Genomic DNA, 22,991 nt, shown 5'->3' on the forward strand with positions numbered 1-22,991 from the left:
GATCAGCCGGTGTAGTAGCCGGCGACGTCGGCGAGCAGGTCGACGCTGCCGGCGTGGTTGTAGAAGGTGACCTTGCCGTCCCTGACGGGGACGATCACCAGGTTGGGGACGGACTGCCCGGCGGTGAAGTTGAGGTTGGAGACCGGCGGGCGGGCCGTGCCGTACGGGTAGACGGAGACGTAGCTCGTCGCCGTCGGGTTGGTGGCGGTGACGTTGAGGACGACGGCCGAGTACTTGGTGCCCACCCACAGGTCGACGGTCCGCCCCGCGCCCACCTTCCCGGGGGACACGCCGACGCCCGCGATGGTGTTCATGACCCGCATGGGCTGCATGCCGGTGAAGACGGAACCGGCCCCGTGCTTGAAGTAACCGGTGACGTCGGCGAGGAGGTCGACGGTGCCGGCGTGGTTGTAGAGGGTGACCTTGCCGTCCTCGACGGGGACGATCACCAGGTTCGGGACGCTCTTCCCGGCGGTGAAGTTGAGGTTGGAGACGGGCGGGCGGGCCGTGCCGTACGGGTAGACGGAGACGTAGCTCGTCGCCGTCGGGTTGGTCGCCGTCACGTTCATCGCGACCGCGCTGACCCCCGGCTCGTCGATCGTCAGGGTGACGGTCCCCTTCGGGCCGACCTTCGCCTTGGGGGCGCCGATGCCGCCGACGGTGCTGAGGATCCGCTTCGGCGTGACCGGCTGGTACGTCGCGCCGGAGGTGCCCTCGGTGTAGTAGCCGGCGATGTCGGCGAGCAGGTCGACGGAGCCGGAGTGGTTGTAGAACTCGACCCAGCCGTCGACGACGGGCACGGTCACCAGGTTGGCGACGGACTGCCCGGCGGTGACGTTGAGGTTCGAGGTGGCGGTGCGGCGCGTGGCGTGCGGGTAGACGGACACGTAGCTCGCCGTCGTCGGGTTGGTGGCCGTGACGTTGAGGACGACGGCGGTGACGCCGCTGGTGGGCACGCCGGCCCGGCCGGCCACCTTCAGGACGGCCGTGCCCCGCGGGCCGATCTTCGCCTTCGGGACGCCGAGGCCCGCGATCGTGTTCATGATGCGGGTGGGGGGCACCGGCGTGTACGTGCCGGGGACGGTGGTCAGGGAGCTGCCCGTGATGTCGAGGGAGCCCCATGAGGTGTGGGTGGACCCGACGCCGTCCAGCGGTGCGGCGCGCAGCTCCCAGCGGTACTGCCCGGACTCGATGCCGCGGCCCCGGGTGTCCCTGCCGTCCCAGTCGACGCGGACGGCGGAGCCGGTGCCGCGCGTGCCCGTGAACGTACGGACGAGCTCGCCGTCGCCCTTCCTGACGTCCACCTTCCAGGCCCCGACGGGCCGGGAGAAGCGCCACGCCGGGCCCCAGCCGCCGACCGGCTCGATGCCGCTCGTCGCGCTGACGGAGTGCATGCTCACGCCCCGGACGGTGGAGTCCAGCCGGGTCCACGGCTGGCGCGCCACTCCCGCCCGCCTGAGCCGGAAGTCCTGCGCCGCGTCGAGGTAGGCCACGTCGCCGCCGAACCGGTCCACGGTCCAGGTCGTTCCCCGGCCGGAGCCGGCGGCCGAGGCCGGCAGGTCCGCGAAGTCGCGGGTCGCGCCGGTGGCGGCCTCGGTGAGCCGCAGCTTGTCGCCCTCGTGCCGGACGACGAAGCCGTCGCCGAGCAGGGCCTCGCCGGCCGGGACGCCCACGCTCTTCTTCAGGGTGAGGTCGTAGACGCCCGCCTTGGCGGCGCCGCACGCCCAGTAGAGCCAGCGGCCGACGGCCTGGAGCTCGGTGGGCCGGCAGTCCGCGCCGAGGTCGAGCGCCGGTGACGTCGCCTTCGTCTTCAGGTCGTAGGAGTTGACCTGGTCGCCCGTGGTCCCGGCGTTCTTCCAGAGCTTGCCGTCCCACACGGCGGTGGCGGTCTTCGTGAAGGTGAGCGGTGCCTCGCCGGTGCCGTCGAGGTCGCCGACGTACGTGGTGTCGCCGTGCTTCGCGATGACGTGGCGTCCGGCGCCGTCCACGACGGTGGAGCCGTACGGCAGGCCGTAGACGTCCCGGGTGTACGGGCCGGTGGTCGGGGCCACGACCGTGTCGCGCGAGGTGGTCGCGGAGTCGCCGTCGCCGAGCGCGACCAGGCCCGACGGGTTCTCGTTGTCGCCGAAGCGGTCGCGGCTCTTCGGCGCGGTCCACGCGGGCGTGCCGTCGATGTCGGTGTCGATGTCGACGAGCTCGCTGATGTCGAAGCTGCCCGTGGGGCTCAGGAAGCTCAGCCGGCCACCGCCCAGGGCCAGGTGCTCGACGGTCCGGGGGACGCGCGGGACCTCGTGCAGGCGGCTCACGGCCGGCCGGCCGGCCACGCCGTCGGCGGGGGAGAGCCGGTGCACCGCCCAGTCGAGGGCTCCGGTGCCGCCGACGACGAGGACGCTGCCGTCGGGCGCGGTGGTGAGGCTGCCGTACTCCGCGTGCGGCAGGAGCTCGGTGACCGTGGTGCCGCCGAGGGGGATGGTGCGGGCCCAGCCGTTGTACGGGCCGCCGTCGCGCCGGCTGCGCTGGTAGACGACGGTGTCGCCGACCACGGCGACGGAGAGGCCGGGTCCTTCATCGCTGAGAGCGGGCGGAAGCACGGTCTCGACGGGCGTTGCCGCCGGGTTGTCGCGGGGCACCGACAGCAGGGGCATGGCAGCGCCGCGGGAGATCACGATCTGGCGGTCGCCCAGGGCGAACTTGGCACTGAGGACCGAGGTGGCCGTGATGCGCTGCAGCGTGGCGGAGGCGTAGTCCAGCAGGTAGTAGTCGTGCCCGCCCGTGGTTCCGGGCAGCACGCGCAGGACCGCGCCGCGCAGATCCTGGCTCACCGGGAGGAGCCAGTCGTGGTGCTCGGGCAGTCCGGTGACCGCCCGGCTGGTGGTCGAGCCGTCCTCGGCCGCCTGGTAGAGGGTGAGCGAAGCGAGCCGCCCGTCGGCGTCCTTGGTGTAGGCGAGGGCCGTGTCGGCGTTGTAGGTCTTCGACCACATCTGGCCGGGGGGCAGGGTGACGGTCTTCTTCGCGCCCGACCCCAGCGCCTCGATGGTGACGGTGCGCGGCTGGTCGAGCGTGCCGGCGCCGAGGGTGGCGGCGTGGCCGGAGTGGCCGGCGACCTGACCCGCGTCGATCGGGGTGCGGTTTCCGGTCGCGTAGTCCGTCCAGACCGTGCCGCTGCCTTCCAGGCTGTGGGCGTAGCCGGTGGTACCGGCGTGCTTGAGGCCGTCGTACCGGGGCTGCTCGCGCCCCGGGTTCGGGATCACGACCTCCTCCGGGGCCGCCGGGGCGTCCGTGGCGAGGGCCGGGGTGGTGGTGAGCGCGGTGGCGAGGCCCGCCGCGACGGCGAGCGTGGTGGCGGCCGCGAGCGTTCTGCGCGCGCGGGCGCGTGCGTGCTGGTGCACGGTGATTCCCCTCATGAGCCTGATCAGGCGGGGAACGGGGGCCATCGTCCGCGCGTGCTCCGCGCGACCCCCTCCGGCGCTTCCCGTTCCGCACGGCCTGTCTGGAACCGTGATCGTAACAGCGGCCCGACCGGCCCGGTAGCGGGATTCGAACCCGTTCAGGCACCGGTCGGTGGCGCCTCGTGCGTCTCCTCATGCCTCGCGCTTCTCGTACGTCTCGTACGTCTTGTTGGGCTCGTACGTCTCTTTGGGCTCGCGCTTCTCGTACGTCTCGTACGTCTCGTACGTCTCTTTGGGCTCGCGCTTCTCGTACGGCACGTGCACTGGCGGGGGCGCGGGGAGGGGACGCGCCTCAGCCCCGGCCGAGGACCACCGTGCCCGAGGAGCAGAACCAGCCCCCCGTCCCCGAGGCCACCGCCAGCTCCGGCAGCGAGCCGTCCGGCCGCCTCACCTGGAGTCCCGGTGCCTCGCCGCGCAGCTGCCGCACCGCCTCGACCAGGAGGAACAGGCCCCGCATGCCCGGGTGGCAGGCCGAGAGTCCGCCGCCGTCCGTGTTCACCGGCAGCCGGTCCTCGTCCGCGAAGAACGCGCCGCCCTCGCCCTTGGCGCAGAAGCCGAGGTCCTCCAGGGTCACGAGCGTCATGTACGTGAAGGCGTCGTAGATCTCCGCGAGATCGATGTCCTCGGGCCGGACCCCCGCCCGCTCGAAGGCGAGCCGGCCGCTGACCGACGCCGGGGAGACCGTGAAGTCCTCCCACCCCGACATCGTGGTGTGCGAGACGTACTCGCCCGTGCCGAGCACCCACACCGGCGCCTTCGCGGTGCCGGGGACGTACTCCTCGGCCGCCAGCAGCACCGCGCAGCCCCCGTCGCTGCGGATGCAGCAGTGCAGCCTGGTGAACGGGTCGGCGATCATCGGGCCGCCGAGCACGTCGTCGACGGTGATCGGGTCCCGGAACATCGCCTCCGGGTTGCGCGCCGCGTGGGCCCGCGCCTGGACCGCCACCTCGGCGAGCTGTTCCAGGGTCGTGCCGTACTCGTGCATGTGACGGCGGGCCGCCATCGCGTACTTGGCGATCAGGCTGTGGCCGTACGGGACCTCGAACTGCAGCGGGCCACGCGCCCCGAAGGAGAGGTTGCCGGTGCGCCGCCCGGCCCGGATGTCGGCGCGGGCGGTGGAGCCGTAGACGAGCAGGACGGCGTTCGCGCGGCCGGCGGCGATCGCGTCGGCGGCGTGCGCGGCCATGACCTCCCAGGTGGCGCCGCCGACGGTGGTGGAGTCCACCCAGCGGGGCCGCAGCCCCAGGTACTCGGCCACCTCGACCGGCGCCAGGGTGCCGAGGCCCGCCGAGGCGAGGCCGTCGACGGCCGAGCGGTCGAGGCCGCTGTCCGCGAGGGCGCGGCGGGCGGCCTGGGCGTGCAGGGCGTAGGAGGTGGCCTCGTCGACCCGGCCGCAGTCGGAGAGGGAGACGCCGACGACGGCGACGCGACGCCGGCGCGAGGGTGATCGGCGGTCCCGCGAGTTGGTGGACATGAATCTGACGGTACATCAGATCACTTCGACCGGAAGGCCCGCCGAACTGTGCTTCCGCGCCGCACGCGCCTAGCATGACGGTCCGTCAGATTCGGAGGGGAGACCGGAGACCTCATGCGTACCGCCGCCGCCACCGCCGCCGCCACCGTCACCGAAGAACAGCAGGAGATCCGCCGCACCCTGCGCCAACTCCTCGCCCAGCGCGCCGGACCGGCCGCCCTCCGCGCCGCCGTCGCCACCCCCGAGGGATACGACACCGCGCTCTGGGCCACCCTGGCCGGCACCCTCGGACTGCCCGGCCTGGCCCTGCCCGAGGAGTACGGAGGAGTCGGCTGCGGCCCCGTCGAACTCGCCCTCGCCTGCGAGGAGACCGGCCGGGTCCTCGCCCCCTCCCCGCTGCTCGCCACCGCCGTCCTCGCCGCCCCGCTGATCGCCGCCCTCGGCACCGCCCGGCAGCGCGCCGCACTCCTGCCCCGCATCACCGACGGAACCCTGGCCTGCGCCCTCGCCCTCCCCGGCGGCTCCCTCCCGCTCGCCCTCGGCCTCACCGGCGACAACACCGCCACCCCCTGGGCCGGCGGCGGACGCTCCGGCGGCGTCCAGGCCACCCGGGCGCCCGGCGGCGAGCACTGGTCGCTCTACGGGCAGGCCGAGCACGTCCTCGACGGCCACAGCGCCGGACTGCTCCTCGTCGCCGCCCACGCCGGCGGCTTCCCGCGCAGCCGCACCCTGCTCTTCCTGGTGCGGACGGAGGCGGAAGGCGGGGCGGGCGTGCCCGGTCTCGTACGGCGTCGGGAGACCACCCTCGACCTCACCCGCTCCCAGGCGACCGTGCAACTCCGCGACGTACGCGCCGAATTGCTCGGCGAGGAACCGGTCGACGCCCTCGCCGCCCTTTCCGCGTCCGGACGCGACGCGGCGGTGATGCTGGCCGCCGAGGCGGTCGGCGCCGCTCGCGGGGCGCTCGACCGCACCGTCGGACACGTCCTCGCCCGCGAACAGTTCGGCCGCCCCATCGGCTCCTTCCAGGCGGTCAAGCACCGCCTCGCCGACCTCCACGTGCAGATCGAGTCCGCCCGCTCCCTCACCCTGTACGCGGCCCACGATCAGGACCGCACCTCCGCCGCGCTCGCCCTCGCCCAGGCCCTGGAGGCACAGCGCGCCGCCGCGGCCGAGACCGTCCAGCTGCACGGCGGCCTCGGCATCACCTGGGAGCACGACGCCCACCTCTACTTCAAGCGCGCCGCCGCCGACGAACTCCTCTTCGGCCCCGCCCCGCGCCTGCGCGCCCACGCCGCCGCACGGGCCGGACTCTTCGACGACGACCCGGTGGAGGGAATCCTCGGCGAGCCGGTCGCGGGGCTCCCCGGCGGCACCCCTGCCGCTGGGCTCCTCGGCGGCGGACCGGTCGCGGGGCTCGGCGGCGGACCGGTCGCGGGGCTCGGCGGCCGCCCGGTCCCCGGGGAGGTGGCCTAGATGCCCGTCGGACCGGTTCTGCGTCTGATCCAGAAGGTCTCCGCCACCCGCGCCTTCGCCAAGGTCGCCCCGCATGTCGTCCCCGCCCTGGACCGGGCCGTCCACCGGCTCACCCGGGGCAGGGTGCTGCCGAGCGCCCGCATGCTGCCGGGGCTGGTCCTCACCGCCCGGGGCGCCAGGACCGGGCAGCCGCGCGTGACGCCGCTCGCCTGCGTGCCGGAGCCCGACGGGACCTGGCTGCTCGTCGGCTCCAACTTCGGCCGTCCGGGGCACCCGGCCTGGACCGCCAACCTGCTCGCCCACCCGGACGCCGAGGTCAGCTGGCGCGGCGAGAGCTTCCCCGTACGGGCCCGGCCGCTCACCGGACGGGAACGGGCCGAGGCCTGGCGCACCGCGCTCGCCTTCTGGCCGCCGTACGCCGCGTACCAGGAACGGGTCGAGCGGGAGATCCGGCTCTTCAGGCTCACCAGGGTCGGTCCGCAGTGAGCGGCGCCGGGACAAAAGAACGCCGACGGCGGTCTCCCGTACGGGACACGGGACCGCCGTCGGCGTGACAGGACGGGTGAAGGAGCGGGGCGCTCGGCGGGGGCTACTTCGTCGGCTTCTTCCCCGTGATTCCGAGGTGCACCAACAGGGCGAGATTCGGCTTGAGTTCGGCCTGCTTGACGCCCCAGGCCTGGAAGCCCTTCTGGTGGCCGGCGACCGCCGCCAGCATCGCCACCAGCGAGCCCGCCATCGCGGCGGGGCTGACGTCCTTGTCGACCTTGCCCTTCGACTGGAGCTCCTTCACCGCGTCCGTCAGGGAGTTGGTGACCGAGTTCAGGATCTTCATGCGGATCTTGTAGAAGCGCTTGTCGCCCTCCGCCGCCCCGAGGTCCACCACCCTCAGGATCGCGTCGTGCCTGCGCCAGAAGTCCAGGAATCCCTCGACCAGTTCCTCGGAGGTCTGCCAGCCGGCCTTGCCGACCCAGGAGCGCCCGGAGACCAGATCGGTCAACCCGGTGCCCTCCTTGGCCATTTCCTCCGCGATCTCGAGGACGGCGCCCTCGACGTCAGGGAAGTACTGGTAGAACGTCGCGGGTGAAGTACCCGCCTTCCGGGCCACGTCGATGACCTTGACGTCCCGGTAGGGCGAGGAGCTGAGCATCTCGCCGAGGCAGTCGAGCAGCTTCTGCCGCGTCGCCTGGCCGCGTCGTCCAGCCACGCGGCCGTCGACGGTGCGTACTTGTCCTGTCATGCCGTCAGCTTACCGAGGGGTGATCGGCGCGCGATTCGGCCGACTGCAAATGGGGTGCACCCCCCTCCGGGACCTTCTCCGGGGCCTTATCCGGGACCTGCTCGGGGACCCCCTGCAGGGCCTTCTTGGGGGCTCCATCCCCGATGGGCTTATTAACAGCCTGTGGACAACTTCGGTGGACAACCCAGGCGGCACAAGGGCTCCCGCCCCCCTAAAGGCGTATATGTTCGATTTTGAAGGGTGCGGTCCGGCCGCCCCGACCCCATTCTGGAGGCATGGCCGTACGCACACAGGGCACCCCGTGCTGGGTGGACGCACAGCTTCCCGACCTCGAGGCGGGCAAGCGCTTCTACGGCGAGCTCTTCGGCTGGAGCTTCGACCCCGACCGCGACGAGGCCCTCCTCAGGGGCCGCCGCGTCGCCGGGCTGCTGCCCAAGCGCGACGGCCGGATGCCGACCACCTGGACCGTCTACCTCGCGACCGACGACGCCGGCACCGTCGCCGCCCGCGTCAAGGGCGCCGGCGGCCGGATGGTCATGGACCCCTACCCCGTCGGCCCCTTCGGCGTCCTGGCCCTGGCCGCCGACCCCGGCGGCGCCGTCTTCGGGCTGCGCCAGTCCGGTGACGACGACGGCTTCGAGCTCACGAACGAGCCGGGCGCCTTCTGCTGGATGGAGGTCTACACCCGGGAGCCCGAGGCGGTCGACACCTTCTACGCCTCCGTCTTCGGCTGGCTCGGCCGCCAGGTCGACCCGGCGGCCGAGGGACGCGGCAGCGACTTCGACTACCGCGTCTGGTCCCCGCCCGGCTCCCGCCCCGGCGACGACACCGCCTTCGGCGGCCGGGCCGTGATCTCCGACGACTTCCCCGCCGAGATGCCGGGCCACATCCTCGTCTACTTCGCGGTCCGCGACTGCGACGAGGCCTGCGCCACCGCCGTCCGCCTCGGCGGCCGGGTCGCCACCGACCCCTTCGACACCCCGCACGGCCGCATCGCCGTCCTCCACGACAACCAGGGCGCCCGCTTCGCGGTCCTCGCCGAACCCCGCGAGCCGGGCGAGCCCGCCGAGGCCACGGAGACCGGCCGCGCCTCGGCCGGGCCCGCCGAGGCCACGGAACGGGACCGCGGGCCGGACGGGCGGGCGGACGCCGACCGCGGGCCGGGCGGGCGGGCCGGGCCCCGGGACACCGACCGCCGGCCGGGGGAGAGGGCCGAGCGCCGGGAGACCGACCGTGGGCCGGGCGAGCGGCCCGAGCCCCCGCATCCCACCGCCGAGCTGTGAGCCGCCCCTTCCGATATGACCTGTGACACCCCGATCCGCCCCCGGGTTCGCAACCACCGCCCCGGACAGGAACAATCAGGGTCCACGGGGCCGTACCCTCATGGCCCTACGGGGAGGTGGCAGGCAAGTGGAGCAGCTGACGCAGCACGACCCGAGAAGGATCGGGCCCTTCGAGGTGCTGGGCCGGCTCGGTGCGGGCGGAATGGGGCTCGTCTATCTCGCGCGCTCGGCGTCCGGGCGGCGCGTGGCGATCAAGACCGTGCGGACGGAGCTCGCCGAGGACCAGCTGTTCCGTGTCCGCTTCACCCGTGAGGTGGAGGCCGCCCGCGCGGTCTCCGGCTTCTACACGGCGGCCGTCGTCGACGCCGACCCGCGCGCCGCCGTGCCGTGGCTCGCCACCGCGTACGTCCCCGCGCCGTCCCTCGAAGAGATAGTGAACGAGTGCGGGCCGCTCCCGGCCCAGGCGGTGCGCTGGCTCGCGGCCGGCGTCGCCGAGGCCCTGCAGTCCATCCACGGCGCCGGCCTCGTCCACCGCGACCTCAAGCCCTCCAACGTCCTCGTCGTCGAGGACGGCCCCCGGGTGATCGACTTCGGCATCGCGTCCGGCGTCTCCAACACGCGCCTGACCATGACCAATGTCGCCGTCGGCACCCCGGCCTACATGTCCCCCGAGCAGGCGCGCGACTCGCGCAGCGTCACCGGCGCCAGCGATGTGTTCTCGCTCGGCTCCATGCTGGTCTTCGCCGCCACCGGCCACGCCCCGTACCACGGTGCCAACCCGGTCGAGACCGTCTTCATGCTGCTCCGGGAGGGCCCCGACCTCGAAGGGCTGCCCGACGAGCTGCGTCCGCTGATCGAGTCCTGCATGCAGATGGACGTCGCCAAGCGCCCCACGCCGGCCGACCTCCAGGCCCAGCTCGCCCCGCACCTCTTCGGCTCCGGCGAGGACGACAGCGGTACGGCCGCGGCCTGGCTGCCGCAGCGCGCCACCGCCATGATCGAGGCCCGGCGCGGCGGGCGGCCCACTCCGCCGCCGCCGGCCGCCCCGCCGATGCCGCCGCGCCCGCCGCGCGAGCCCGCCGACTGGGGAGACCCGCGCGGCGGCGGCCGGCACGCCGGTCCCGCAGCCGAGCCCCAGCCCTCCCCGGCCTCCGCCGGCCCGGTGTCCGTCGCCGAGGCGGTGCCGGACGCCGGTCCCGTACGGCTCGCCGGCGCCGCCGTGCCGATCGGCCCCGGCCCCCGGGTCGCCGACACCCGCGCCGCCGTCGGTCTGGCCCCGGGCGCCGCGGCCGGCACCGCCACCGGCTGGATCCGCCCGCCCGGCGGCGGCCCGCACGGCGCCGAGCCCGGCCCGCCGCCCGGCTCCCGCCCGCTGCCCGGCCAGGGCCGCGCCCCCGAGGCGCGCCCGGCCCAGGCCCCGGCCCCGGAGGGCCCCGGCCACTGGCGGCCCTGGCGTTTCCGCATGTCGAACGACGTGTGGGGCACCCCCGTCGTCGAGGGCGACCTGCTCTACGTCACCTCCTTCGAGGTGCACGCCCTGGACACGGCCAGCGGCCGGCGCCAGTTCAAGACCCGGGACGTGGCCTGGTCGATGGCGGTGGCCGGCGGCCGTATCCACGCCTCCGACGGGCCCACCCTCTACGCGCTCGACGCCCTCGACGGCAGCGAGCGCTGGCGGCTGCACACGGACGCCTGGGTGTACTCCCTTCAGGTGGACCGCGGCACCGTCGTCACCGGGACCCGCGGCGGTGGCGTGCAGGCCTGGGAGGCGGCCAACGGGGCCAAGCTGTGGGAGATCACCGGCGCCCAGACCGACTTCGAGACCCCCGAGGGCGGGCCCGCCCTGCACGGCGACACGGTGTACGTGTGGCGCGACGCCCGGCTCCAGGCCCTCGACGCCCGTACCGGCGTGGAGCGCTGGTCGTACCCGATCGGCGACGCCGCCTCCTGCGCCCATGTGCCGGTGCGGGTGGCCGCGGCCGAGGACGGCTGCGTGTACGTGGCGGCCGGCACCCGGGTGCTGTCCGTGGACATCGCGAGCGGGCACGTCCGCTGGCACTTCGAGGCGCCGGCCGTGTTCCTGTCGCCGCCCGCCTTCGCCCCGGGACCGGCGGTCACCGGCGGCGGGGTCTACCTCGCCGACCACCTGGGCACGGTGTACGCGCTCGACGCGACCACCGGCAAGGACCGCTGGCGGATCGCCACCGAGCCCCGGCAGTCCGTCGAGCCGGTGCTCGTCGCCGCGGGCAACGTCCACGTCGGCAGCGGCAGCGCGCTCTACACCCTCGACGCGGTCACCGGCACCCCGAAGTGGCGGTTCGCGGCGGGCGGCGAGCTGATCGGCAGCCCCGTCGTCGCCGACGGCCGGGTGCACTTCGGCTCGGCCGACCACGTGCTCTACACCCTGGACGCGAGCGGCGGTCAGCTCCGCTGGAAGCTCGCGACCGGCGGCGAGATCACCGGTTCGCCGGTGGCGCGCAACGGCGTCGTGTACGCGTGCAGCAAGGACCGCTGCGTGTACGCGCTGGACGCGGTGAAGGGCACGGCGACGAACCGGGGGGCGTAGCCGCCACCGGTGGTGAGGACGGGGCGAGCGCGGTCAGGCGCGGTGCTCCGGGGCCACGCCCGGGGCCCGCGTTCAGGCCCGGTGCTCGGGCGGCGGCGGTGTCTCGTCGCGGCCCGGGTCCCAGGGCACGTCCGAGGACGGCGGCGGTGCGGTCGGGGGCGGCGCGGACTCCCGGCCGCGGGCGTCCCGCCCGTCGGCGTCCCGCCCGCCGGAGTCCCGGCCCCCGTGCCCGTATCCCTCCTGCCCGTATCGCTCGTGCCCGTATCGCTCGTACTCGTCCGGGTGCAGATCGGCGCCCCGGGACTCGTCCAGGCGGGTGACGTGCCGTCGTCGCCCCGACATCACGAGCGCGCCGACGAGCAGCAGCACCCCGCCGCCCAGCGCGTTCGCGACGCCGTCGCCGAGGCCCCGTCCGTCGGAGCCGACGGCGAGGCCGCCGTCGGCCTGGCCGACCCGCACCATCCACAGGATGGTGAAGCCGAGCACGAGGACGCCGGCGCCGGCGACGAGCAGGCGGGAGCGCAGCACGATCCCGAGCAGGGTGAGCAGGGCGGCGAAGGCGAACGGCAGGAAGATCGAGCCGATGATCTCGGCCTTGGCGTCGGTGATGCCGGTGAACAGCTCGTCGATCGGATAGTCGCGCCCGTGACGGCCGTCGTACCAGGCACGGAAGGGGCTCCAGACGGCGGCCGCCGCTCCGACGAGCGCCAGGACCGACCCGACGACGTTACGGATCATCGATCGGCCTCCTTCGGGTCCGGCTCTCGCTCCCGACGCTACGCCGGGTGAGGGGCCCCCGCCACGCGGCGGCCGGGCGGAGCTAGGGTGACGCGCGCACGACGAAACGAGAGAGGGGGGCGGGTCATGGTCCGCACCAGGCTGAAGCTCGCGGCGACGCTCACGGTGGTGGTCCTCGCCCTGACCGGCTTCCAGACGAGCGTGACCGGCAAGGGCGGCAGCGGCAAGTCGGGCAAGAGCAAGAGCAGCAGCAGTGGTGGAGGCTGCTCCAGCTCCAAGAAGAAGAACGACGACTACGACCATGACAGCGGGGACTACGGCAGCGACTCCACGTACACGCCCTCGCCGACCTCGTCCCCGACCGCCTCACCCACCTCGGACGTCGAGGTCTTCGTCGTCGACTGCGTCGAGCCCGCGCAGAAGAAGCGCAAGGGCAGGCCGGCCCGGAAGGCCGACACCACGGCGACGCTGAAGATCACGTCGCGGAGCCCGGACGCGAAGACGTTCACGGTGGTCCTGGAGTTCAAGGGCACGGGCGGCTCGGCGGTGGACCGGGCCGAGACGGTGGTGTCCGTCGACGGCAACGCGTCGAAGTCCTTCGACGTCCGGATGCGAAAGCCGAAGGCCGTCGGCCAGGTGAAGGACTGCCACGTGTACGGCGTGCGCGAGCTCGCGCCGCCCACCCCGAGCCCCACCGCCTCGGCTACCGCCTCCTGAACCCCTTCCCCCGCCCGCGCCGCCTTCCCGCGAACAGCTCCGCCTGCCGCTCGGGCGGCAGGTTCCCGAGCGTCACCAGGTGCGGCGCGTGGGCGAGGGCCTGGGCGCGGGCGGCCTCCTTGACCGACCACAGGGCCCGTACGGTCCCCTGCACGGCCTCCGTCGGACAGGCGGCGATCTCGGCCGCCGCCCCGCGCGCCGCGGCCAGCGCCCCGCCGGGCGGTGTCAGCTCGCTGACCAGGCCCGTCTCGTACGCCCGCCGGGCCGATATCCGCTCGGCCGTCCCCGTCAGCGCCATGCGCGCCACCTCCCCGAACGGCATCCGCTGGGCCATCTGGATGGTCTCGAAGGCGCTCACCATCCCGTAGGTGGTGTGCGGGTCGAAGAACTCGGCGCCCTCGCCGGCGATCAGGAACTCGGCCTCGCCGAGGAGGTAGAACGCGCCGCCGCAGGCCATGCCCTCGACGGCCGCGATCACCGGTTTCCACAGGTCGTTGGCCTTGGGGCCGATCGTGAGGAGCGGGTCGTCGATCGTGTACGGGGAGGCGGGCTGGGGGACCTCGGCCGAGCGGTCGACGCCGGTGGAGAAGGCTCGCCCGCCGGCGCCGGTGACGACGATCGCCCGGACGGTGTCGTCGTACCGGAACCCGCGCCAGACCTCGGCCAGTCGGCGGGCCATCGCGAGGGTGATCGCGTTGTGCCTCTCGGCCCGGTCGAGGGTGACGACGGCGACCCCGGTCTCCTCGTCCCGCTCGACCGTGACCGTCATCCGCGCTCCAGGAGCCAGCGGGGCACGGTGACGCCGTCGATCTCGGCGAAGGCGACCCGCACGGCGGCCCCGATGCGCAGGCGGGCCGGGTCGACGGAGTTCAGGGGGGCGCCCGGGGTGCTGACGACGTTGCCGGCGAGGCGGATGCGGGGGGCGTCGGCGAGCGCGACGAGGACCGCGTTGTAGGGGGCCTGGGCGGCGTAGTCGGGCAGCAGCGGGGGGTGGGGGACGACGAAGGACCAGATGCGGCCGCGGCCGGACATCGGGCGCCACTCGCTGTCGAAGGACTGGCAGTGGGGGCAGCAGGGGCGGGGCGGGAAGCGGAGCTCCCCGCAGCCCGTGCACGCCTGGACACGCAGCTCGCCCCGGGCGGCGTACTCCCAGAAGGGCGCGCCGTCCTCGTCGGCGACGGGGGTCAGCATGACGGGTCACCTCGCATGACGGGTCAACTCCTCAGCAGGATCGCGGACGTGGGGACGCCCTCGCCGGCGGTGACGAGGCAGGTGGCGGCGTCGGGGACCTGGGCGGTGGAGCTGCCGCGGAGTTGTCTGACGCCTTCGTTGATGAGGTTGAAGCCGTGGACGTACGCCTCGGAGAGGCCGCCGCCGGCGGTGTTGAGGGGCAGCCGGCCGCCGATCTCCAGGGCGCCGCCCTCGGTGAAGGCGGCTCCCTCGCCGCGGGCGCAGAAGCCGTAGCCCTCCAGGGAGAGCGGGACGAGCGGGGTGAAGGCGTCGTAGATCTGGGCCACGTCCACGTCGGCGGGGCCGAAGTCGGCCTGCTTCCACAGGTGGCGGGCGGCGGTCCAGGCGGGGCCGGAGAGCGGGTCGTCGTTCCAGTAGTTGACCATGCCGTGGTGCTGGGCGGGCAGGCCCTGGGCGGCGGCGTGGACGTAGACGGGCCTGTGGCGGCAGTCGCGGGCCCGTTCGGCGGAGACGACGACGCAGGCGAGGGCGCCGTCCGTCTCGAGGCAGTTGTCGAAGAGGCAGAGGGGTTCGCTGATCCAGCGGGAGGTCATGTACATCTCGCGGGTCAGCGGGCGTGCGTACATGATCGCGGCCGGGTTCTGGTTGGCCCGGTTGCGGCAGGCGAGGGCGACGTTGAAGAAGTGGTCGCGGGTGGCGCCGTACTCGTGCATGTAGCGGCGGGCGAGCATGCCGATCTCGTCGGCGGGGCGCAGGAGCCCGAAGGGGCGGGTCCACTGGCCGGGTGTCGGGAGCTGGACGGTGGTGTTCTTCCAGGGGCGGGGGCCGGAGCCCCGTTTGCGGGAGCGCCAGGCGACGCCGACGGTGGCCTGCCCGGTGGCGATGGCGGCGGCGAGGTGGCCGACGGTGGCGCAGGAACCGCCGCCGCCGTAGCCGACCTTGGAGAAGAAGGTGACGTCGCCGGCGCCGATGGCCTTGGCGACCTCGACCTCGTCGGTCTCCTCCATCGTGTACGAGGCGAAGGCGTCGACCTCGGAGGGGGCGATGCCGGCGTCGTCGAGGGCGGCGAGGACCGCCCGGCAGGCGAGGGTCTTCTCGGTCTCCGGGAGGTGCTTGGCGAAGGGTGTCTGGCCGATCCCGACGATGGCCGTGGCGTCCTTGAGCACGGCGACCTCCCCGATCGCTGGCGGCTGTGGCGGGCTGCTGACAGTCCGTCAGGTTACCGCTAATCTGACGGATAGTCAGCTACGGAGGGGGTGGGCGCATGGAGTGGGGCTCGATACCGGAGTTGGTGCGCTGGGCCGCGAAGCGGTACGGGGAGCGCGAGGCGGTCGTCGAGGGCCGCACCCGCCTCTCGTACGCGGAGCTCGGCGCCCGGGTCGAACGGGCGGCGGCCGCCTGCCTGGCCGGCGGACTGCGCGCGGGGGACCGGGTCGCGGTCTGGGCGCCCAACACCCTCGACTGGATCGTCTCCGCGCTCGGCGCGGTCACGGCGGGCGCGGTCCTCGTGCCCCTGAACACCCGCTTCAAGGGCGCGGAGGCGGCGGACGTCCTGGCCCGCTCCCGAGCCCGGCTGCTCTTCGTCACCGGCACCTTCCTGGGCACCTCGTACGTGGCGTCGCTGCGCCGCGCGGGCGTGGAACTCCCCGATCTGGAGCGGGTGGTGGTGTTCGGCGACACGGCTCCGGACGACGAGGGCTACACGACCTGGAAATCGTTCCTCTCGGAGGGGAACGAAGTCGGGCCGGAAGAGGTGTGGGCCCGGGCCGCCTCCGTGGCGCCGGAGGACCCCTCGGACATCATCTACACCTCCGGCACGACGGGCCGCCCCAAGGGCGCGGTCATCAGCCATGAACAGACCCTGCGCTGCTACGCGGTGTGGAGCGAGCTCGCGGGCCTGCGCGAGGGCGACCGCTATCTGATCGTGAACCCCTTCTTCCACACCTTCGGCTACAAGGCGGGGATCATCGCCTGCCTGATCAAGGGCGCGGTGATGGTCCCGCAGCCCGTCTTCAGCGTCGACACCGTCCTCGCCCACATCGCCGCCGAACGGATCTCCGTGCTGCCGGGCCCGCCCACCCTGCACCAGTCGCTCCTCGACCACCCGTCCCGCGCCGCCCACGACCTGTCCACCCTCCGCCTCGTCGTCACCGGCGCCGCCGTCGTCCCGCTCCGGCTCGTCGAGCGCCTGCGCGGAGAACTCGGCGTGGGCACGGTCCTCACGGCGTACGGCCTCTCCGAGGCGAGCGGCATCGTGACCATGTGCCGCCGGGGCGACCCGGCCGAGGTGATCGCGACGACGTCCGGCCGCGCGATCCCCGGCACCGAGGTGCGCCTGTCCCCCTCGGGCGAGGTCCTGGTGCGGGGCTTCCACGTGATGCGCGGCTACTTCGAGGACGAGGCGGCGACGGCGGAGGCGATCGACGAGGACGGCTGGCTGCACACCGGCGACGTGGGCGTCCTCGACGAGGCGGGCAACCTGCGGATCACCGACCGGATCAAGGACATGTTCATCGTCGGCGGCTTCAACGCGTACCCCGCCGAGATCGAACAGCTCCTCGGCCTCCACCCCGACATCGCCGACGTCGCCGTGATCGGCATCCCCGACCCCCGCCTCGGCGAGGTCGGCAAGGCCTTCGCCGTCCGCCGCCCCGGCGCGCGGCTCACGGCCGACGACCTGATCGCGTGGTCGCGCCGGGAGATGGCGAACTACAAGGTCCCGAGGGAGGTGGAGTTCGTGGCGCAGCTGCCGAGGAACGCGAGCGGGAAGGTGGTGAAGGGGGCGCTGCGCGGTTCTGACGTGTGACCTGGGTCACTCGTGTGGTGGTATGGTAGGCGGTATGGCAACCAAGAAGTACACCGTGACCCTGCCGGAGGAACTGGCCGAGGAGATCCGCCGCCAGGTGGGCCCCGGCGGCTTCAGCGCGTATGTCACGCGGGCCGTACAGCGGCAGCGGGAGCAGGACCGGCTGGGGGAGCTGGTGGAGTGGATGGAGGAGGAGTTCGGACCCGTCGGCGAGGAGGAGCTGGCGGCGGCCGAAGCGGAGCGGCGCGAGATCCTTCGCTGGCACGCGGAGCGTGAGGAGCGGCAGCGGGCAGCGGCCGAGGCCTCGGCTCCGGGTTCGGCGTCGAGTTCGGCTCCGGCGTCGGCTTCGGGCTCGGCTTCGGCTTCGGCGGAACGGCAGGCCGACGCGGCATGACCGAACTCTGCTACGTCCTGGACAGCGAAGGCCTGTCCAAGTCGGTCCTCGGCAACCCCGCGATGCGGGCTCGCCTGAAGGAAGCCCACAACAGCGGCATCCGTGTGGTGACCAGTTCCATGACGCTGATCGAGGCGTACCACGCAAAGGTCCCCTATGCCGCATGGCAGTGGTTCCTGTCGCGGGTCAGCGTCGAACCCGTCACGGAGGAGGTCGCGCGCGCCGCGATCACGCTCCTGAAGCGGGCCGGCCTGCACGGCCACAAGTACGCGATCGACGCGGCGCTCGCCGTGATCGCCGGGCGGCAGCGGGGGCTGGTCACGGTGTTCACCTCGGACGAGGACGACATGAGACAGCTGTGCCCGCCGCACGTGCTGATCAGGAGCCTGTGAGCTCCGGCGGCCGTCGGTCCACCAGCCTCGCCCAGTGACAGCGTGATCACCGCGGCGAGCGAGGCCGACCACAAAGCCACGCGCCAAGGGCCCGGACCGGTGTCGCCGGTCCGGGCCCTCCCCCCTGCGCGCGCGTGGCGTGCACCGCCCCGCCCGACGGGCGGTCCCCACCGCCTGCCGAGCCGGACGTGATCGATCATCACCCACGCCGAACGCGGCTGCGAGGACGGCTGGCCGAATACGTCAGGTCGTCATGGCGCGATCCGACGGGTCGGAGGAGGTGGAAGGGCGGGCGGGTGCCGACCTCTTGATCATCGTCCGGTGGACGTGATCACCTGAAGCGGACCGAACCGAACCGCAACGTATCGCCGACTCCCGTCGCCGCCCCCCGGAAAGGCACTGCCCTCATGCGCGTCAAAGCCTTCGACCACCTCGTCCTCAACGTGACCGACGTCGACCGGGCCCTGGAGTTCTACACGGGCCCCCTGGGCCTCGCGCCCGAGCGGGTGGAGGAGTGGCGGGCCGGCAAGGTGCCCTTCCCCTCCGTACGCATCGACGAGAGCACGGTCATCGACCTCTTCTCCCGCCCGCGCGGCGAGTCCAACGTGGACCACATCTGCCTGGTCGTGGACCCCCTGGACTGGCAGGACGTCATCGACTCCGGCACCTTCGACGTCCTGGAGGGCCCGGTCCCCCGCTGGGGCGCGCGCGGCTCGGCCCAGTCGGTCTACGTGAAGGACCCGGACGGCAACACGGTCGAACTGCGGTGGTACCCGCAGGACAAGGAGGACTAGGACCCCTCCTGCGGCACACGTGAGCGGCGGGCGCGGATCAGGCGGACGCCCTTCACGGCATGGACGCCGACCGAGAGCGCGAAGCCGACGGGGATGATCCAGAAGAAGGATTCCGCCACGCCCAGGCTCAGCATGAGGCCACCGAACATCAGCAGCGAGCCGACGGTCTCCAGCAGATCGAGCCGCGCCTTGGCGCGCACGGCGGGATCGGGCCCGCGCATCCGTCGGGTGACGGGGACGAGGCCGAGGGCCTGCAGGACGAAGAGACCGAGGGCGACCCAGACGAGCCAATCGGGTATGTCCACGGTGCGCACTGTAGCGCTCGCGGGGGCTGGGGGTGAGGGCCGGGCGCAGCCGGCGTCGCTGGGCATCACGGTCGTCCGCCGCCTCGCCCCGTGGTCGCGGGGACGCGAAGAGGGCCTGGACCGGATTCCGGTCCAGGCCCTCGGGCGTTCTCGTGGCGGTGCACGCCGGAGGGGCCGGGCGGCTCATGCCCGGCCCCTCCTCAGCGGGCCTGTCCGGTACGCGCGGGCCCTGCCCCAGGGGCTCCCCCCGGATCCCTCGGGCGTCCCCCGAGCCCCGCGTCCCGTACGGCCCCGCCCGGCCCCGGCGACTCCCCCGATGGCGTCGCCGGAACCTCCCCGTGCGGTGCGGTCTACTTGGCCGGCTCGGTGGTGACGTGGATGTTGCCCAGCGGGGCGGCCGTCCCGCTGTCGTCGGCCAGCGGCTCACCGGTGACGTGGATGTTCTTGATGCCGATCTTCTCGGCGATCGCGTCCGTGACCGGCTCGTCCGTGACGTGGATGTTCTTCGCCTCGACGTCGGCCAGCGCCGGCTCGCCCGTGACGTGGATGTTCGTCGGCTTGATGGTCGACTCGTCGCTCATCGCAATCTCCCGTTGTGACGCTGTCAGATAGGTCGTCGAGACCCGCCCGGCTGCTCCCCCGTGGACCGCCGGACGGGTCCCTGTGCAGGGCCGTTCACCCTAGTGCGTCGGAGCGACGGCCTCACCGGCGACCCGTCTGCCCCCCGACGCGACGGATCGATGAGATGAGCATGGCGTGAGGCGATAAACGAATGATGAACGCCCAAGTCCGCGCGGTCGGAACGTCAGGCGGCGGCGATCGGCCGCAACAGGTCGCGGACTTCCCCGGCTTCCGGGGAGCCGAGTCCCTCGTAGATCTCCAGGGCTTCCCGCCAGCACACCTGAGCCCGGCCCACCTGGCCGATGCCGGTCAGCGCGCGTCCCAGCACCGTCAGGACGTTCCCCCGGCGCCACTCGCCGCCGATGTCCCGCAGGACCGTGAGCGCCATCTCGGCGTTGGCCGCTGCCTGGGCGTACCGGTGCGCGGCGACGTCCACCTCCGCGATACGGAACAGTGTCATCCCCTCCCAGAGGCGCTGACGGCTGTCCCGGAAGACGTCGAGCGCTTCGTTCAGGCTCGCGGAGGCCTCGACGAGCTGACCGCTCTGGGTGAGGGCCACTCCCATCGCGTACCGGCCGTTGGCGCCCTTGAGGGCATGTCCCATGCGGTCGTACATGTCGGCGCCCCGACGGGCCAGGGACACCGCACTGGCGGTCCGTCCGGTGAGGAGGTGGATGCGGGAGAGGTTGCACAGCGCGCTGGCCTCACCGGGACCGTCCTGGCAGTCCCGGAAGGCCTCGATGGCCTCGTTGAGGAAGTCCTCGCCCTCCTCGTACCGATTGCGGTAGACCGCCATCACGCCAAGGGTGTTGGCGGCCCAGCAGTGTGGCAGCCGGTCGTCGACGCCGTTCGCGAGGCGCATCGCCTCTCTGGCCTCCCCGTCGGCCTGGTCGAACCGGCCCGAGACGTGGTGCACGTACGCCAGCGTGATGGACGCCCGGCACTCCGCCCGCACGTCCCCCGCCCCCCGCGCCGCCTCCCGGAGGCCCGCCGCGACCGCCTCGTACTCCTTGGAGTTCGCGCCGGACTCCGCGAGGTCCAGCGCCGCCCACAGCAGGTCCACCGCGCGGCGCAGGGTGTTCGGGTCGCCCGCGGACTGGCGGACGCAGGCGAGGAGGCAGTTGGCCTCCGCGTAGAGCCAGTCCTGGGCCGCGTGGCGGTCGGTGAAGGTGAGGCCCTCGTAGTGGGTGGGCTCCAGGTGGTCGACCAGGCGGTCGCCGGGGCGCTCGATGGCGTAGACCCGGCTCGCCGTCGACAGGTAGAAGTCGAGGAGCCGGGAGAGCGCCAGCTCCCGCTCCACCGGGGGCTGTTCGTCGCGTTCCGCGCACGCACGCGCGTAGAGGCGGACCAGATCGTGGTAGCGGTAGCGGCCGGGCGCCGCGGACTCCAGGAGCGAGGTGTCGACCAGCGCCTCCAGGAGGTCCTCGGTCTCCCACTCCGGCAGGTCGAGGACCGCGGCCGCCGCCGCGAGGGAGATGTCCGGGCCGTCGGCGAGGCCGAGCAGGCGGAAGGCGCGGGCCTGGGCCGGTTCCAGCTGGCCGTAGCCGAGTTCGAAGGTCGCCTTGACGGCGAGGTCCCCGGCCTGGAGCTCGTCCAGGCGCCGCCGCTCGTCGGCCAGCTTGGCGGCGAGCACCGACACCGTCCACGTGCGGCGCGCCGCCAGCCGCGACGCGGCGATACGGATCGCCAGCGGCAGGAACCCGCACGCCGCCACCACGTCGAGCGCCGCCTCCCGCTCCGCCCGCACCCGCTCCTCGCCGACGATCCGGGTGAACAGCTGGAGCGCTTCCTCGGGCGACATCACGTCCAGGTCCACGAGGTGCGCCCCCGCCAGGTCGACCATCCGGATGCGGCTGGTCACCAGGGCCGCGCAGCCCGCCGTGCCGGGCAGCAGCGGGCGGATCTGGGCGGCGTCGCGGGCGTTGTCGAGCAGCACCAGGACCCGGCGGCCGTCGAGGGTGGAGCGGTAGAGCGCGGCCCGCTCGTCGAGGGAGTCCGGGATCGCCGAGTCGGGCGTGCCCAGCGCGCGCAGGAAGGCGCCGAGCACGGTCTCGGGAGCGGCCGCCCGGGAGCCCGCGCCCTGGAGGTCGACGTACAGCTGCCCGTCCGGGAAGTGCGGCCGGGCCTCGTGGGCGACGTGCACGGCGAGGGTGGTCTTGCCGACGCCCCCGATGCCGGCGAGCGCGGACACCGCCATCACCGACCCCTCGGCGGTGGCGAGCCGGTCGCCCAGCTCCCGTACGAAGGCGGTGCGGCCCGTGAAGTCCGGCACGGTGGCGGGCAGCTGGGCGGGCCGGGCCACCGGCGCGGCGGCCGGGGCCTGCTCCTCGACGGGGCGGGCGAGCTCGGCGTCGGCCTGGAGGATGCGCTGCTGGAGCCGGGACAGCTCGGGGGTCGGGTCGACGCCGAGCTCGTCGGCGAGCAGCCGGCGGGTGTCGGCATAGACGGCGAGCGCCTCCGCCTGCCGGCCGCTGCGGTAGAGCGCCAGCATCAGCAGCTCCCGCAGCCGCTCGCGCAACGGGTGCGCCGCCGTCAGCGCGGTCAGCTCGGAGACGGCCTCGGCGTGGGCGCCGACCTCCAGGTCGAGGTCGAGCCGGGTCTCCAGGAGCTGGAGGCGCCATTCCTCCAGGCGGGTGCGCTGGTTCTCGGCGTACGGCCCGGGTACGGAGGCCAGGGCTTCCCCGTCCCACAGGGCGAGGGCCTCGTTCAGGCGGTCGCGGGCGTCGCCGCGCCGCCCCGCGGCGCGCAGCTTCTCCGCCTCGGCGGCGAGCTCGTGGGCGGTGGTGAGGTCGAGGGCGAGGCCCGCGCGGCTGGTGCGCAGGGCGTAGCCGCCGGAATCGCTGACCAGGACGCCGGGGTCGAGGACCTTGCGCAGCCGGGAGGCGTACGTACGGACGGCGGCGAGCGCCTGGGAGGGCGGTTCCTCGCCCCAGATGGCGTCGATCAGCTCAGCGGCGGTGGCGGTCCGGCCGTCGCGCAGCAGCAGCGCGGCGAGCAGGGCGCGCTGCTGCGGCGAACCGGTGGGCAGCGCCTGGTCGCCCCGGGCGGCGCGCACGGGCCCGAGCACGCGGAACCGCAGCGGCTCGGGTACGGGATGGGGTCCGGGGCCGGACTCGGCGAGGGATGCGGAAGGGGAACCGGAGGCGGAGGCGCTCGAACCGGAACCGGAACCGGAAACGGAACCGGAGCCGGTGCCGCTGCCGGTGCGGGAAGCGCCGGTGCCGGTGCCGGAAGCGGTGGAGGCGGCGGTGCCGGTGGAGGCGGCGGCCTGCGTCACGGACCCGGACCCGGACCTGGATCCGGACTCGGACCCGACCCCGGACCTGGACCCGGACCTGGGCTCCCTCCCCGCCTCGCGCCGGGAGGCGCCCCGCGCGGGTGTGCCGGAGCGCGGGTCGTCGGCCGGCCCGGTGCCGTGCCCGGTTCCGGTTCCGGTTCCGGTTCCGTCGGAACCCGTCGCCGGAGTCCGCTGCTCCGGAACTCGCGGCCCGTTCTCACGGTCCATTAGCTCCCCCTGCCCGTACCGCTGGTTTCGCCCAAGACAGTCT

The 22,991-nt window shown here is 73.7% G+C and carries 20 protein-coding genes; 9 read left to right on the plus strand and 11 right to left on the minus strand.

What is annotated here, in order from left to right:
• Nucleotides 1-2 precede the first annotated feature (2 nt).
• The 3 genes from ABTZ91_RS23620 to ABTZ91_RS23630 form a co-directional block, all read right to left on the minus strand.
• Nucleotides 3-3,389: a hypothetical protein gene (locus ABTZ91_RS23620; protein ID WP_352079198.1), complete on the minus strand. Its 3,387-nt coding sequence runs from the start codon at nucleotides 3,387-3,389 to the stop codon at nucleotides 3-5.
• Nucleotides 3,390-3,581: 192 nt separating this feature from the next.
• Nucleotides 3,582-3,707: a hypothetical protein gene (locus ABTZ91_RS23625; protein WP_352079199.1), complete on the minus strand. Its 126-nt coding sequence runs from the start codon at nucleotides 3,705-3,707 to the stop codon at nucleotides 3,582-3,584.
• Nucleotides 3,708-3,741: 34 nt separating this feature from the next.
• Nucleotides 3,742-4,923, minus strand: coding sequence for a thiolase C-terminal domain-containing protein (locus ABTZ91_RS23630; protein ID WP_352079200.1), 1,182 nt, complete (start codon nucleotides 4,921-4,923; stop codon nucleotides 3,742-3,744).
• A gap of 114 nt (nucleotides 4,924-5,037) precedes the next feature.
• On the opposite strand from ABTZ91_RS23630, the gene ABTZ91_RS23635 reads away from it, so the two are divergent.
• Both ABTZ91_RS23635 and ABTZ91_RS23640 read left to right on the plus strand, forming a co-directional pair.
• The gene (locus tag ABTZ91_RS23635) at nucleotides 5,038-6,399 is read left to right on the plus strand and encodes an acyl-CoA dehydrogenase family protein (protein ID WP_352079201.1); all 1,362 of its coding nucleotides are present in this window, start codon (nucleotides 5,038-5,040) and stop codon (nucleotides 6,397-6,399) included.
• Nucleotides 6,400-6,885 carry a nitroreductase family deazaflavin-dependent oxidoreductase gene (locus ABTZ91_RS23640; RefSeq protein ID WP_352079202.1) on the plus strand — a complete coding sequence of 162 codons (486 nt, stop codon included), beginning with the start codon at nucleotides 6,400-6,402 and terminating at the stop codon, nucleotides 6,883-6,885.
• 103 nt (nucleotides 6,886-6,988) lie between these two features.
• On the opposite strand, the gene ABTZ91_RS23645 is transcribed toward ABTZ91_RS23640, so the two are convergent.
• Nucleotides 6,989-7,636, minus strand: a complete 648-nt coding sequence (locus ABTZ91_RS23645; protein ID WP_352079203.1) for a TetR family transcriptional regulator — start codon at nucleotides 7,634-7,636, stop codon at nucleotides 6,989-6,991.
• A 275-nt stretch (nucleotides 7,637-7,911) separates the two neighbouring features.
• Here ABTZ91_RS23645 and ABTZ91_RS23650 point away from each other — a divergent pair, with 275 nt between their 5' ends.
• Together ABTZ91_RS23650 and ABTZ91_RS23655 are read left to right on the plus strand one after the other, a co-directional pair.
• Nucleotides 7,912-8,919 carry a VOC family protein gene (locus ABTZ91_RS23650; protein ID WP_352079204.1) on the plus strand — a complete coding sequence of 336 codons (1,008 nt, stop codon included), beginning with the start codon at nucleotides 7,912-7,914 and terminating at the stop codon, nucleotides 8,917-8,919.
• 100 nt (nucleotides 8,920-9,019) lie between these two features.
• Nucleotides 9,020-11,485 carry a PQQ-binding-like beta-propeller repeat protein gene (locus ABTZ91_RS23655; protein WP_407078014.1) on the plus strand — a complete coding sequence of 822 codons (2,466 nt, stop codon included), beginning with the start codon at nucleotides 9,020-9,022 and terminating at the stop codon, nucleotides 11,483-11,485.
• A 72-nt stretch (nucleotides 11,486-11,557) separates the two neighbouring features.
• Here the strand turns inward: ABTZ91_RS23655 and ABTZ91_RS23660 are convergent, their stop codons facing one another.
• Entirely contained in the window at nucleotides 11,558-12,223 is a 666-nt protein-coding gene (locus tag ABTZ91_RS23660; protein ID WP_352079206.1) for a hypothetical protein, read from the minus strand.
• A gap of 126 nt (nucleotides 12,224-12,349) precedes the next feature.
• On the opposite strand from ABTZ91_RS23660, the gene ABTZ91_RS23665 reads away from it, so the two are divergent.
• Complete coding sequence (locus tag ABTZ91_RS23665) at nucleotides 12,350-12,940, plus strand: hypothetical protein (RefSeq protein WP_352079207.1); 591 nt, start codon at nucleotides 12,350-12,352, stop codon at nucleotides 12,938-12,940.
• Here ABTZ91_RS23665 and ABTZ91_RS23670 read toward each other — a convergent pair.
• From ABTZ91_RS23670 to ABTZ91_RS23680, 3 genes are read right to left on the minus strand one after another with little or no spacing between them, the layout of a single operon-like run.
• Nucleotides 12,927-13,709 (minus strand): enoyl-CoA hydratase/isomerase family protein, encoded by a 783-nt coding sequence (locus ABTZ91_RS23670; RefSeq protein ID WP_352079208.1) that lies wholly within the window; start codon nucleotides 13,707-13,709, stop codon nucleotides 12,927-12,929. The two genes, ABTZ91_RS23665 and ABTZ91_RS23670, sit on opposite strands and share 14 nt — an antisense overlap.
• Nucleotides 13,706-14,131, minus strand: a complete 426-nt coding sequence (locus ABTZ91_RS23675) for an OB-fold domain-containing protein (protein WP_352079209.1) — start codon at nucleotides 14,129-14,131, stop codon at nucleotides 13,706-13,708. The genes ABTZ91_RS23670 and ABTZ91_RS23675 overlap by 4 nt, the downstream gene beginning before the upstream one ends.
• Before the next feature lie 23 nt (nucleotides 14,132-14,154).
• Nucleotides 14,155-15,297 (minus strand): lipid-transfer protein, encoded by a 1,143-nt coding sequence (locus tag ABTZ91_RS23680; RefSeq protein ID WP_352079210.1) that lies wholly within the window; start codon nucleotides 15,295-15,297, stop codon nucleotides 14,155-14,157.
• 98 nt (nucleotides 15,298-15,395) lie between these two features.
• On the opposite strand from ABTZ91_RS23680, the gene ABTZ91_RS23685 reads away from it, so the two are divergent.
• From ABTZ91_RS23685 to ABTZ91_RS23700, 4 genes are all read left to right on the plus strand, one after another.
• Complete coding sequence (locus tag ABTZ91_RS23685) at nucleotides 15,396-16,937, plus strand: FadD3 family acyl-CoA ligase (RefSeq protein ID WP_352079211.1); 1,542 nt, start codon at nucleotides 15,396-15,398, stop codon at nucleotides 16,935-16,937.
• A gap of 34 nt (nucleotides 16,938-16,971) precedes the next feature.
• The gene (locus ABTZ91_RS23690) at nucleotides 16,972-17,331 is read left to right on the plus strand and encodes a hypothetical protein (RefSeq protein WP_407078015.1); all 360 of its coding nucleotides are present in this window, start codon (nucleotides 16,972-16,974) and stop codon (nucleotides 17,329-17,331) included.
• The gene (locus tag ABTZ91_RS23695; protein ID WP_352079212.1) at nucleotides 17,328-17,723 is read left to right on the plus strand and encodes a PIN domain-containing protein; all 396 of its coding nucleotides are present in this window, start codon (nucleotides 17,328-17,330) and stop codon (nucleotides 17,721-17,723) included. Before ABTZ91_RS23690 ends, ABTZ91_RS23695 begins: the two co-directional genes overlap by 4 nt.
• A gap of 407 nt (nucleotides 17,724-18,130) precedes the next feature.
• Nucleotides 18,131-18,517, plus strand: a complete 387-nt coding sequence (locus ABTZ91_RS23700; protein WP_352079213.1) for a VOC family protein — start codon at nucleotides 18,131-18,133, stop codon at nucleotides 18,515-18,517.
• Here the strand turns inward: ABTZ91_RS23700 and ABTZ91_RS23705 are convergent.
• The 3 genes from ABTZ91_RS23705 to ABTZ91_RS23715 form a co-directional block, all read right to left on the minus strand.
• Nucleotides 18,514-18,822 (minus strand): hypothetical protein, encoded by a 309-nt coding sequence (locus ABTZ91_RS23705; protein WP_352079214.1) that lies wholly within the window; start codon nucleotides 18,820-18,822, stop codon nucleotides 18,514-18,516. The genes ABTZ91_RS23700 and ABTZ91_RS23705 overlap by 4 nt on opposite strands.
• Nucleotides 18,823-19,172: 350 nt before the next feature.
• A complete protein-coding gene (locus ABTZ91_RS23710; RefSeq protein ID WP_352079215.1) occupies nucleotides 19,173-19,403 on the minus strand; it encodes a hypothetical protein in 231 nt (76 codons plus the stop codon).
• Between the two features lie 224 nt (nucleotides 19,404-19,627).
• Nucleotides 19,628-22,948, minus strand: a complete 3,321-nt coding sequence (locus tag ABTZ91_RS23715; protein ID WP_352079216.1) for a BTAD domain-containing putative transcriptional regulator — start codon at nucleotides 22,946-22,948, stop codon at nucleotides 19,628-19,630.
• Nucleotides 22,949-22,991: the final 43 nt, after the last annotated feature.

It is taken from the genome of Streptomyces sp. NPDC126499 (assembly GCF_040302485.1).
GTDB lineage: Bacteria > Actinomycetota > Actinomycetes > Streptomycetales > Streptomycetaceae > Streptomyces.